This window comes from Rhodopirellula sp. SH410, from assembly GCF_055811895.1.
Genome location: NZ_CM147949.1, coordinates 4,125,248 through 4,138,520 on the forward strand (window position 1 = coordinate 4,125,248; position 13,273 = coordinate 4,138,520).

Annotated in this window: 7 protein-coding genes; 3 read left to right on the forward strand and 4 right to left on the reverse strand. The window is 58.3% G+C overall.

Annotated features, from left to right (window positions below; genetic code table 11):
* Positions 1 to 153: 153 nt before the first annotated feature.
* Positions 154 to 1,476 carry a Gfo/Idh/MocA family protein gene (locus SH410x_RS14900; protein ID WP_473668384.1) on the reverse strand — a complete coding sequence of 441 codons (1,323 nt, stop codon included), beginning with the start codon at positions 1,474 to 1,476 and terminating at the stop codon, positions 154 to 156.
* A 30-nt stretch (positions 1,477 to 1,506) separates the two neighbouring features.
* Positions 1,507 to 5,403: a PVC-type heme-binding CxxCH protein gene (locus SH410x_RS14905; protein WP_473668386.1), complete on the reverse strand. Its 3,897-nt coding sequence runs from the start codon at positions 5,401 to 5,403 to the stop codon at positions 1,507 to 1,509.
* A 408-nt stretch (positions 5,404 to 5,811) separates the two neighbouring features.
* On the opposite strand from SH410x_RS14905, the gene SH410x_RS14910 reads away from it, so the two are divergent.
* Entirely contained in the window at positions 5,812 to 6,981 is a 1,170-nt protein-coding gene (locus tag SH410x_RS14910) for a lactonase family protein (RefSeq protein ID WP_473668388.1), read from the forward strand.
* An 80-nt stretch (positions 6,982 to 7,061) separates the two neighbouring features.
* Here the strand turns inward: SH410x_RS14910 and SH410x_RS14915 are convergent, their stop codons facing one another.
* Positions 7,062 to 8,849: an aspartate kinase gene (locus SH410x_RS14915; RefSeq protein ID WP_473668390.1), complete on the reverse strand. Its 1,788-nt coding sequence runs from the start codon at positions 8,847 to 8,849 to the stop codon at positions 7,062 to 7,064.
* Between the two features lie 280 nt (positions 8,850 to 9,129).
* Between SH410x_RS14915 and SH410x_RS14920 the strand changes: the two genes are divergently transcribed.
* Entirely contained in the window at positions 9,130 to 10,185 is a 1,056-nt protein-coding gene (locus SH410x_RS14920) for a GNAT family N-acetyltransferase (RefSeq protein ID WP_473668392.1), read from the forward strand.
* Between the two features lie 425 nt (positions 10,186 to 10,610).
* The gene (locus SH410x_RS14925) at positions 10,611 to 11,636 is read left to right on the forward strand and encodes a glutamine synthetase beta-grasp domain-containing protein (protein WP_473668395.1); all 1,026 of its coding nucleotides are present in this window, start codon (positions 10,611 to 10,613) and stop codon (positions 11,634 to 11,636) included.
* Between the two features lie 184 nt (positions 11,637 to 11,820).
* On the opposite strand, the gene SH410x_RS14930 is transcribed toward SH410x_RS14925, so the two are convergent.
* Entirely contained in the window at positions 11,821 to 13,266 is a 1,446-nt protein-coding gene (locus tag SH410x_RS14930) for a DUF3748 domain-containing protein (protein WP_473668397.1), read from the reverse strand.
* Positions 13,267 to 13,273: the final 7 nt, after the last annotated feature.

A 13,273-nucleotide genomic window follows, 5' to 3' on the forward strand; every position in this document is an offset into this window, starting at 1 on the left:
GTACCACGCTCCATGCGGGATGGTGTCGGTCGATCGAGCGGTTTCGTTCCTGCGAAAATAACCAACCGATCGATACGACGATCGGTTGGATTGCCAGCCGCGACATTTCACCAAGCTAGGTGATGCGGCTGCATTGAGTTACTGCAAGTTCGTTTAAACCTGCGGCGCCCAGCCATCGGCATACTCGCGGCCCCACAGGTTTTGGGCGTCGGGATTGTCCTTCGGTTTGCCAGTCGCGGGATCGACGTGCAGCGTGGAACTGGTGCGATAGGCCATGTTGCCGAGATGGCACAGCAGGGTGCTCCGGTGTGCTTCGGCGATATCCGCATTGGGCAGTCGGCCGGTGTGGATGCAGTCGATGAATTCTGCGATATGAGTGGCGTCGCCACCAGAATCGCTGACCGTTTCAATCTCTTTGTTGTGATCGTCGAACAATGTGTACCCAGTCCCGAGCACGACGAGGCTGCCCTCGGAGCCGTGAAAACTGACGCCGACTTGATTGTCATGGGGGCCCATGGGCGACCAACTGATCCCCTCCCATGTAATGGTTTTGTCCTCAGGGAAGTCGTAGGTGACCATCATGGTATCGGGTGTTTCCTGATCGTCGTCATGGCGGTACTTTCCACCACCAGCGGTTACCCGATTGGGATGGGTCACTTCCAATCCCCACCGAGCGAGATCGAGCATGTGGATTCCGTTATTACCAAGCTCGCCGTTGCCGTACTGCCATTTCCAGTGCCAATTGTAATGAACGAGATTATCGACGTAGGGTCGCCGTGGGGCTGGCCCTTGCCACAGTTCCCAATCCAACCAGTCCGGCACGCTAACCTGTTGTCCCATACCGATCGATGGACGGCGACTGTTGTACCAGGTTCGCGCGTATAAGGCTTTGCCAATTCGACCGGACTGAACCAGATCGATGGCCTTGATGATCGCTGGCCAACTGCGACGCTGGGATCCCATCATCACGGTGCGATTGTGTTTACGGGCCGCTTCAACAGCCCACACGCCCTCTTCGGCGGTATGACTGCAGGGCTTCTCCACGTAGACGTGCTTGCCTGCCGCACACCCCATAATCGTGGCGGGAGCGTGCCAATGGTTTGGCATCGCAACGACGATCGCGTCGATGTCCGAGCGGTCGAGTACCTTTCGAATGTCCGTCTCAATGTCGGGTCGGTGCTGGGACAAGTCGGCTACCATGGCAGCCGCCTTTTCAGCCGCTCGCGAATCAACGTCGCAAACGCAGACGACGTCCGCATCGGGGTTGGCGATGAACCCCTTCGCAAGCGCTGAACCTCGGTTGTTAACCCCCAGGATGGCGATGCGTTGTTTTTCGCCCGCCGGAGCCGCGGAGCTCGATTCGGATTCCGATGTCGTATCGGCGAGAGCACGTCGGCTGAGCATGGAAGCGCCGATGGCTACACCGCCTTGCAGGAACAATCGCCGATCGCGTTGATGTTGTTGATGAAGGGACATTTTTCTACTTTCGGAGGGAAGGGAGGTAGGCTAGCGAGAGGGTTGGATTAAGTACGCGATGAGGTCCGCCATCGCTTGGGTATCGATTGCGGATTCAAGACCTTCGGGCATGAACGACTTGCCCGTATTACGGAGTTCCTCGATATCAATTCGCAAAATGGTCTCGAGTGAATTGTCCGGCTGACGGAGCGTGACACTTGTGGCGCCCTCGTCAACGATCATCCCTGCAACGATCCGATCGTCCGCCGTCAGGGTAACAAAATTCAGATATTGAGGATTGACTTCACGGTTGGGATCCATCACCGACGCGATCAGCGTCTCAGCTCCTCGGGTCGCGATGGCGGCCAAGTTCGGCCCCAGTTCGTGTCCCACGCCATCGACTCGGTGACAGCTGCTGCAGTGCTGTTTGAAAAGATCTCGGCCTCGCTGGGTATCACCTGTGAGCTCCAATGCGTCTCGGTAGCGAGCGACGACGGTCTCCCGATCAGCGATCTCTTGAGCCGACCGCCCCGTCGCCTGGCTGAGGTTGCTGCCCGTTGGTTTCGAAGAATCCGGATCGGAATGCCTCGCTCGGGCCGCGATCTGAGCAGTGAGTTGTTTTTGAAAATCTTCGCCAACCTGCTCTGCCAGCAATGGTTCGGATTCCAGGGTGCGAGCGAGCGTTCCAGCGGCGTCTCCGATCGCTGTTTGCACTGCCACTTGAATCCACCGGTCAGTCGGGTCACGTCGTAGGATCGCCTCGAGTCCCGAGACACGTATTTCAGGCACTGCATCGGTGAGCGCGAATGCCAACTCATAGCGAACCTCCATCGAAGGGTCAGACGCCAATTCGACGAACCGCTCTCGAATCGCAGGTGTGTCCTGCATCGCTCGCGATAATCGCACCGCGTGGCGACGAACGTGGGCATCCGAATCATGAAGACCAACGAGCAGCGTTTCCGCGTCCAGTGCATCCATGCCATCGAGTGCATAGATCGCGTGCATCCGCCCCAATGCTGATTTCTCATTTTGCACCATCGCGATCAGCAATGCAATCGCGGACGGGTCTTGACGCTCATACAACAATCGCGAGGCGGTCTCACGCTGCCAAGCGTTCTCGTGGGCGAGCAATGAACACAGCTGCGCAGTGGTCGCTTGTCCCAAGTCGTCGACTTTCCGTTGCTGGAAATCGTCGTTAACAATCCGGTATAAGCGACCGCGATCGCGTCCGGATGTGAGATCGAGATGTTTCTTAATCTCAGTGGGCAGGGAAGCGGGATGCTCGATGACTTCGCGGTACATGTCGATCACATGCAACGAACCGTCGGGGGCGTTGGCGAATTGAGCTGGTCGAAACCAGTTATCCGTTGACCTGACGAACTCGTCATCGACGTCGATCCGACGAGCGATGAATTCCAACCCCTGTTTTTCGAGTCGCTTGCGATGGATCAGGTTACTGCCCACGTCGCCTACGAACGCTGCTCCCTTCCACTGTGTCGGCCAAGCATCGCCGCGATAAATGGTCACTCCGCTGGCGCCAGTGAAATAGCCTGCTGCCCGTCCGCCCCCTTCAACGACGCCCTTGGACAAACCAGAAACTCTCAGCCGAGTCCGCACCTTTCGCCACGGTTCGACGGGGCTCGAGCGATAGACCTCGGCTTGCGGACCGTCCGCGGCAATCGAAATACGCGAGGGGGGCGGCGAATAATATGGGTTCGCAGCAACGTCCTGATCGCGATACATCACCTGTTGAATGTGGTCACTATTGGACGAAACAAACTTGTTTCCCCAATCATCGAACCCCGTTCCGTGCTGGGCCGCACCGCTGGTGGGTTCGAATTGATACGTCTTTGGATTCAAAGCCAAATCGCGGCCGCGAATATTCAGTGCCTGTTCGTCACCAACCGCATAGGGGTTGCGAATTTCGCCTCCCACACTGCTGCATGCGATATGGATGCGGTTGTCCAAACCCCAGCGAAATGAGTTCAGCAAGCCTTGCACGTTGGAGGTGCCAAATCCGGTCAACACACGTCGCTTGAGATCGGCGACGCCGTCACCGTCGGTATCTTTGAAATACCACAAATCCGGTGCATCGCCAACAAACACGCCACCGTCGTAGGGGAATACCGCCGTGGGCCACAACAGCCCATCGGCAAAAGTGGTTCGTTGATCGTAGACGCCATCACCATCGAGATCCGTCAGTCGCGCGATGCGAGAAATCCCAGCTTCGCGGTCTTCACTGTAGCCACGCATTTCGCAAACGTACAATGCCCCGCTGGCATCCCACTCCATCGCAACAGGACTTGCGACGAGCGGTTCCGATGCGATCAATTCCATCCGAAATCCATCCGCAACGTCAACCGTCGCCAACGCCTCGGACGGCGGTGTGGGATCAATTCGCGGCAGCTCATCGGAATAGTCCGGTGTTTGAGACAAATCCGCGGAAGTGTCGACGTCTTTCTCGCTCGCTGCTTCCTCCGGCTTCTCGTTCTCGTTCTCGTTCTCGTTCAAAAGTACTCGCATGCCATCCATCAACACGGCCTCGACTTGAGGGGCCACCTTCGATGCCGCATCGCTGGTTTCGTAACCGCCTTGACCGTAGGCTTCCTCTGTCCCGATGTAACCGGGGCCATAATCACCGTAGGCAGCCATCGCGACGTGCAGGTCCGGACGCATCGCCTTGGCAGCGAGCTGGTATTCGACAAATAGCTCGCCGGGCATGTGCAGGACACGAACGTCGCCGACACTCAGGCAGCCCAAATCAATCGCGTGCTGGCTCTCGCTGCGTAGTACCCATGCGAGCTTGTCTGCGGCACCCCAATAACTAACGCCATCCCATTCGGTGAGCGATTTCAGCAACGCTTCGCGATCAAGATGCGCCGCCAGTGGCAGATGGACCGGTTCGGTAGTCCAACGAACGTCGTCCGGAGTGACGGCGAACTTTTCCGTGTTGGCAAATGCTTGACTCATGCCATCGGCGACCCGTCCGGCGAGTACCATCCGGTTCGCGGGAGAGCCGTCATTGTATTTGCCGGCACCGATGTTTCCGCCTGCCCCATTGAAGTGAACGTTCAGTGTTTCTGGCATGGCCTGTCCGCGAATGAAACGAGCGATCCCAGGAAAGTCGGGGCTCGGTACCCCCGTGCGATAATAGCTCTGCGGGTGACAGGCATAGTAAGTCAGGACGGACACAGGCTCATCTTCGTTCCAAAATGACAACGAACAGAGTTCGGCATCAATCGTGCCCTCCGGCATCGCCCGAATCGCAGGATCCCTCGTCGCGGTATAACGCGTCACGGTCACTTTACCGCTCTCATCCTGGATACGTCGGTTCGACGCGACCTGTTTGACCTTCGCGGTGCCAAACCCGGCATGCGTGATTGGTTGGGCCGACTCGAGCGACTCCTGCAGCGCGATTGCGAGTCGATCAATCACTCGACGGGCGAAGGTGCCATCGTGGGCCCCAAGATCAGGCGCACCAACTTGCTGTAGCAATGACTCCGCACCAAAATTACTTCGCGGCGCGTCGTGCTGATGCAGTGTATGAACGGCAACTCGCTGTGGGGTCGTTCCCACAGCCTCAGCAATCCGCTCACGAAACGCATCGTGACTCTGGTTACTGATGCCGATCCAGTCCACAGCACACAATACGATGGGTTCACCGGCCCCCAACAAAACAATGCCGCGACAACGTAATTCTAATTCATCAACTCGGCGTACGCGGTCATACGCCATCATGAATCCGACCGGCGGTGTCACGTCAATGTCAAAGGTCGCAATGGAAAGCTGCGGCGCCGACGCCTTCTCGACGGGGTCCCCTTCGGCACTGGCCGTTGCTGGGGCAAACCACACACTGCATAGCAGAATGCCGAGGCATCGAGAGATATTGAGCAGCCCTCGAAAGGATTTCCGAGTGTCGCTCGATAATGTCATATCGTACTTGATCATCAAATTGATGCTCCAAAGCGATGGGGTGGGGGATGGGGGGGAGGAAGGCGGGGCGACTGGCCACTGCTCCAAGGTGACGTGCATCGGTCGTTGCATCAGCATAGCCGAACAACGCGACGCGTGGGCGCCCGACCGAGCGTGAAACGAGCGTCCCCACCCCATGGATTGAGCACCTCATCTCGTCTCGGCCGCCCGTTGCCGGCAGTCATCATACTTTCACACTCTGGCGAATGCGGCGATTCCGCTGCCTTCATCCGCTGTCGTGTTGCGGGCGTGCGTGAGTATCCATGAAATCCAAGTATCCTTGCTCTCAATACAAGGGCGGCGACAACGCGGCAGCGTGAAAAGCACTACAATGTCGGCAACGATCCCCTTCCCTTTCCTTCATGAGTGACAAGGCTCCTGTAAATGATTCGTATGCGATATTTGGCATTCTTACCCGCTGTTTGTTTTCCAGTGGTGGCGTCGATGGCTTCCGCGGACATTGTCGATGTTTGGTTTGGCACGACGACGCCGAAGGGTGGCGAGAGCCGTGGGATCTATCACAGTTCGCTCAATACGGAAACCGGCAAGCTGACTCGACCCACGCTCGCCGCAGAGTGCGATAACCCCGGATTCCTGGCTCTTCACCCGGACGGCAAGACGCTCTACGCAACCGGCAAGCCGGGATCGGCAGAGGGCCCCCGCGATGCTGTCTCCGCCTTTCGGGTCACCGGCAAATCGGGTGGCAAGCAGATTGAGTTTATCGACGCGGTCGGGACGGGTGACGGTGGTGCCGCACACGTGTCAACCGATCGTGCGGGCAAGCTGCTTTTTTCGGCCCAGTACGGTGGCGGATCGACTTCGCTGTACGAGCTTGGCAAAGACGGACACATCGCTGGTTTGGTCGAGGTCAAGGAGCATGCCGAGCTCATGCCCAAGGTCGGTAGTGGCGTCGTCGAAGGCCGGCAAACGGCGTCTCACGCGCACTGGACGGGTACCTCGCCGGACGATCGATTTGTCTTCGTACCTGACCTGGGCATGGACCGTGTCGTGATCTGGAAACTCGATACTGACACGCCTGCACTGACCCCTCACGGGTTCGGCGTTTGCCCTCCCGGAAGCGGCCCACGGCACATGAAGTTCAGCGTTGATGGATCGAAAATCTATGTTCTCAATGAACTCGCCTTGTCCATCACCGTTTTCGACTACGACGCCGAGCAAGGTGAGATGACTCCGGTGCAAACAATACCGACACTCTCCGCAGCGGTGAAAGCGAAAGAGACGTTCAACAGCGCATCGGAAATCCGTGTTCACCCCAGCGGTCAGTTTGTGTACGCGGCCAATCGCGGACACGACAGTATCAGCGTGTTCCGCGTCGACGATGCAGGCAAACTCGTCGCCGTTGAAGTTGAACCGATTCGTGGAGGCTGGCCGCGCAATTTCAACATCGACCCCACCGGAAAATGGTTGATCGCTGCCGGTCGTGACAGCAATACGGCAACCGTATTCTCGATTGATGCCGAGTCAGGCGCCTTGACGTTCATGCGTGAGACCCAGCCGGTACCCACCCCCATCTGCGTGCTGTTTGGTGAATAAGGTAGGTTCAATACCTACATTCCCAAACGCCACGGACACACTCGGCGACTCACGAAACGACTGCACGTGAGCGCCGGTTCCTATCCGAGTGCTTCGGCAAAGGCCGCACGGAGGCATTTTTCGGCGTCATCACCGCGTGACGAGTCAATCACAACGTTGACCTGGAGTTCACTCGTCGCGATCATCTCAACATTGATTTTGGCGGCGGCGAGTTGCTCGAACAGCACGGTACCGACTTGGGTGTGACTGCGAAGTCCAATGCCGCTGACGCTGAGTTTGGTGATCCCGCCGGAGCCGCGGACGTCGCGCATGGCGTTCTGCTGGCAAAGAGTTTTAGCGACTGCGATCGCCGGTTCGAGATCGGCTTGGTCGATCGTAAAACTGACGCTGGTGCTGCCGTCTTGGCCATCGTAGCCCTGCACGATCATGTCGACAAAGATGCCCGCCCGGCCGATTTCCTCAAAAATGTCCGCCGCCACACCCGCGCGATCAGGGACTCCGTCGAACGTCACCCGGGCCTGACCTGCGAGAATCGCGATGTTGGTGAGCGTGAGAGCTTCGAGCGCGTCGTTTTGCAAACGCGTGACGACGTCGGCGACATCGGCGTGGCGACTGGATTCAGCTTGGATTTCAACCCATGTTTTCGCGTCCGCGGGGCGTTGGTCGAGCTGGAATGCTTCGTGCACGGCCCGCAGTGCGTTCGCGGCATGGCTGCGAGGAACGAGAGCGGAGATTTTGATTTCGCTGGTCGTGATCATGTGAATGTTCACGCCCGCATCGGCGAGGGCGCGAAACATACGCGCCGCGACAGCTTTCTGCCGCGCCATCGCCAGACCCACGACACTGACCTTGGCCACGTCAGCATCGTAGGTGATTCCGGATGCTCCGATCTTAGTCATGATCGCGTTCACCGCGTCGAGCGTCAGTGTGAGTTCATGACCGGCAACGGTGAACGAGACATCGGCTTTTCCTTGGGCGCCGACGTTCTGCACCACCATGTCGACGGCAACTTTGTGGGCGGCGATTGCCGAAAAAATCGCTTGGCTCATGCCAGGAACATCGGGCACGCCGAGGACCGTCACGCGAGCCTCGTCCTTGGTAAGTGCCGCACCGCTGACGGGCGAGCTCTCCGATTCCGCCTGCGACACGATCATCGTGCCCTCGCGATCCGAGAAACTGCTGCGGACATGAATGGGTACGCCGAACTTTTTGGCGAACTCGATCGAGCGTGAGTGCATCACTCCCGCGCCGAGAGACGCCAGTTCGAGCATTTCGTCGTAACTGATCACATCGACGCGGCGCGCTTCAGGCAGCAAACGTGGATCGGTTGTGTAGACGCCATCGACATCGGTGTGAATCTCACACGCGTCTGCCCCCAACACGGCCGCGAGTGCGACCGCCGTGGTGTCACTACCGCCACGGCCGAGAGTGGTGATGTTGAGGTCATCGTCGATGCCTTGGAATCCTGCCGCGACGACGATGTAGCCCTCATCGAGCAGCGATTCGATGCGTGAGGTGTCAATCGATCGAATTCGGGCTTTACTGAAGCTGTTGTCCGTTTTCATGCCGAACTGGCCCCCGGTCAGGCTCACGGCCTTGGCCCCAAGGTCGTCAATGGCCATGGCCACAAGGGCCACGCTGGTTTGCTCGCCGGTGCTGAGCAGCATGTCCATCTCACGTGCTGGCGGCTTCTCGCTGACAGCGCTGGCGAGGCGGAGCAACTCGTCGGTCTGCTTGCCCATCGCGCTGACTACCATCACGACCCGGTGTCCCTGATTCTGAGCGCGAATGGCTCGACGGGCCGCAGCACGAATCTTGTCAGGATCGGCAACCGAGGTGCCGCCAAATTTCTGGACGATTAAAGACATGGTCAAACGAATTCTAAGTTTCGCGGTGAAGGCTTGTCGTGGCGGGAAATACTCGAGCAGGAGCTTACCAGGGACACGATGTTCCTAAAAGCCGATTGTGCACCACACTGTGCTAGGTTAGTTTTCTGAATAATGTTGTTTAACTGGACAATGTTGCATTTTTTCAGGGCGGTTCAGAGGCCGGCGTTTTCGGGCTAGCGGTTTCGCTCAAGCAAGCACCGCCGGTGATGTGGTGATGTGATCACGGAAGCCTAAATCTATCCGGCGAGGAAATTTCCCGATGGCTCAAATTCGTCCTTTTCAAAACTCGGATCTACCGGGGATTTTTGAAGTTTGGATGCGACACTGGGCGGCCACCCGCCAGTCGCCACCGGTCAGTGTCTCGATTTTGGAGCGGGCCGTACTCGCTCGTGCCTTCTTCCGCCCGTCCGATTTGATGGTCGCGTTGGCCGATGAACGCGTGATTGCCTGGGCTCACTCATTCTGCGACGCCCCCTCCGGTGAGCGGTGCAACACTGAATTGGACGCTCAATCCGCCACGGAAGCGGTACCCGCTCAGAGTGGCCCGAGTGCCACGATCGCTGCGTTGTGCTTTGCCGACGAACCCGGGATCGCGATCTGTGACCAACTGCTCCAAAGCGTTGAGGCGGGACTGCGTGGCGCGGGCGTTAGTCACATCCATGTCGGTCCGGTGCGTGACGACCGGAATGGTTACGCGGGGCTCGCACCGATCGGCCATGGCATCGGCGTGCCCGTGTCGGACGCGCGCACCGGATCGCTGCTCTCTCGCAACGGATACCACGTCGCCCGCAGTGTTGACCGCATGGCCGTTCAAACGTCGACGTATCGCCCACCGATCAACCGCTCATTCCTGCAATTGCGACGCAGCACGCGACTCGACCATGTGCCCTTGTTGCCCGCTGACGAACGTGTCGCCGCCGCCATGAGCCATTTCGACATCGAGCGACATACCCTGGTCGACCACCAACAACAGCAGATGCTCGCGACCTGCGAGTTTTGGCTCGGTGACCCAGAGGTCCAAGTCATGGAGAGTTCTCGTGCGATCCTCTCGCTCAGTCCGATGGGCGGGTATCTCTACAACGGGCAACCCGTCCCCATCCCCTCGAAGCGTTTTGTCGATCCCGAATCGCGTGAACTTTCGGTGGAATGTCAGTTTCTGATTTCATCGCTCGTCCAGTCGCTATCAAACCGCCAGGTTTTAACGGTGGAGACGGCGATCGATCGTGATGACCGCAAGCTAATCGAGCAATTGGGACAACTGAAATTCGAGTGCGTTGAGCAGGGCAAGCAGTGGACCAAACAGTTGGGGGCGTGAGTCTCGGTCGGGAACTGCCCCCATCGGCTTCCCATCGTGTCCATGAGTGAAGCAAATTCTTGCGGTATTTTGGGTCCATCGGCAACCGATCAGCGATATCGAGAGGGGTTTCATTGGGGCGGGATTCCGGCCCAAACCACGAGAGAGCGGACAGGGGGACACCGCCACCGGATTACCTAACACTGGGGGGCGTGTGTTGGCGACAATTGGTGCCCGCATCGCACCGCCACGCTTTCCGCCTGACCACTGGAAAGCTGCGCGAATTCCGCTATTTTAATGGGGTTAGCAGACGGCGGCGGGTGACCCTGCTCAGTCGTGTGGACAGGTGCGGTTGGGTAGATCGTTTTTTGTCCCAATGTTTCGATTCCAGGCCATTGCGAACATTCGTTTCGCTGGCCCTACCAGTCTGAGGAGACTCCCGTTTTATGACAAAGTGCAAGTTGGAGTACATTTGGCTCGATGGCTATCAGCCGACCCAAAGCATGCGCAGCAAAACCAAAGTTGTCGAAGATTTTAGCGGCAATTTCGAGGATGCTCCTGTGTGGTCGTTCGATGGCTCATCGACGCAGCAAGCTCCCGGCGGCGCCAGCGATTGTTTGCTCAAACCGGTTTTCTGCTGCCCCGATCCTGATCGCTCCGGCGTCGGGTTCCTCGTCATGTGCGAAGTCCTCAATGCCGATGGCAGTCCTCACCGCAGCAACGGACGGGCAACCATCATGGACAAGGATGATGATTTCTGGTTCGGTTTCGAACAGGAATACACCATCTTCGATCCTGAAACCAATCGTCCGCTTGGATTCCCCGCAGAAGGCTTCCCTGCACCCCAGGGCCCGTATTACTGCAGCGTCGGTGCGGGCAAGGCAACGGGACGTGACCTCGTCGAAGATCACCTCGAATTGTGCCTCGAAGCTGGCCTGAACGTCGAAGGCATCAATGCCGAAGTCATGATGGGCCAATGGGAATTCCAGATTTTTGCCAAGGGCGCCTGCCAGGCGGGCGACGAGATCTGGGTCGCACGCTTCCTGCTCGATCGCACCGCAGAGAAGTACGGCCTGGTTATCAATTACCATTGCAAGCCTATGCAAGGTGACTGGAACGGCAGCGGCATGCACGCTAACTTCTCCAACACGTTGCTGCGAACCTGCGGCAGCAAGGAAGTTTATGATGCGGTTTGCCAAGCATTCGAGCCTCGGATCAACGAGCACATCGACGTCTACGGTGCCGACAATGATCAGCGTTTGACTGGATTGCACGAAACCCAGTCGATCGACAAGTTCAGCTACGGTATCTCCGACCGCGGTGCTTCGATCCGGATTCCGATCTTCACCGTCGAGCATGGCTGGAAGGGTTGGCTCGAAGATCGCCGCCCCGCCTCCAACGCGGATCCATACATGGTCGCCAGCGCGATCATCGCAACCGTGCGGACCGCCAAGATCCCCGAAACGGTGTGATCGACCTTTGCGTCCACATGTGAAATGACAAAGAGCCTGGATTGCCCGTGCAGTCCAGGCTTTTTCTTTGCCCGCTTCACTTTTGTTGGCGATCACTTTCGCCGGTGGCCCACCGTCGCTGGTTACCCGCCGCCGTTGCGGGGGGTTATGGCCCCAAGCGAACACTGCCCCGAGCGACTGGATCTCACTCCAAGTCAGCGTCGAGCTTCAACGCAAAGATCTGATTGACCCGCCGCGATCCCACTGCTCGGTCATCACCCGGCACGCGGCGAACATACGCGATCTCATCTCCACCGGGGGAGAACACGCACGCCTCGGGCCGAGGAGCAGACGAATCCGGACAGGCCGCCGTCAACCGCAACGTGGCGCCCGTCGATGCGTTGGTAACGCAAACACTCGTATCCATCACGTGTGCAATCCACTGTCCATCAGGACTCCACGTGAACGCAGAAGCGATGTCATCCGTGTTGCGTGTCAACTGACGCAGCTCGCCATCGCGCGGTGAGACGGTCCAGATCTGAACGACACCGGCGTCATCTTTCATCAGGAACGCGATTCGCTCGCCATCAGGCGAACTTCGCAGCCAATGACGCGGCCCCTGAATACCAGGGAACTTGCGATCACTGGTGTTTGTTAGACGACGCTGCACGACACCTTTCGGTGGAGACGGCCGCGTCGTGGGCGTACCGGCCAAGGGCTGAACTCCCGCCCGGGTCAGATCATCGGGCAAGTCAACCACGTAAACCTCGCTGTGATGCCGGCCTCCTTGGCTAACGACCTCGCCCTGAAAAGCAATCGCGCGGTGCTGTCGGTGGTTGTCCCGATGCAGGTACCCGTCATGCCCGACCCATGCGTCTTCAAATGCGCGGCAGATCTCGTCGGAACCGGGAGTGGGATGGTCGTGAGTGCGTGTGACGAGCACTGAAAAATACGCTCCGCCATGATTTCGCGGGTGCTTGGAGTCGACCAAGACAGACCGACTCGGCAGGAATTCCGCCGGCACGCTCACGCCCACCTCACGCTGATTCAACTCATGATGCTGCGGCCCCTCGAACTCTGCGAGCACATGGTCTTCATAGGTAAACGCGACCCATTTTCCATCGGGCGAAAACGTATGCACGTGACTGCCGCCGCGCAGGGCACCTGGGGTAAACGGCGGCACCAAGTCGCGGGCATCCAAGTTAATTGCCGCGCCGCCTGGATCGACATCAACAATCACCCCGCGACGATGCCATGCGTTGTACCTCCAGTCCTCATTCGGGGCGTCAGGCCCATGAATAAAGACGGCCTCGTCGGCCGTAGGAGACGCTGTAACGACTCCTACACAGGCATCGTGATGAGATTGATAGACGACTTCCACAACACCCGTTCGCGCATCGACTCGCTCGATTCGCTGCCCATCGAAGATCTCTCCAGCGGCGTCACTGCGTACGTCGTAATAGATCCATCGACCATCACGCGACCACACATTCGCATTGGTCAGGAGATGGTTCGTTGGCCCCGAGGTGACTTGGCGCTCGCTGCCGCGCAGCGAACGCGTCCCAGGGGTCGGCGGACTCGCGAAACCGCTAGAGGACATCAACGTTAGGCTCAGTGCGCAGGAACAAAAACAGGAACGCAAAATGGTCATGGGCGAT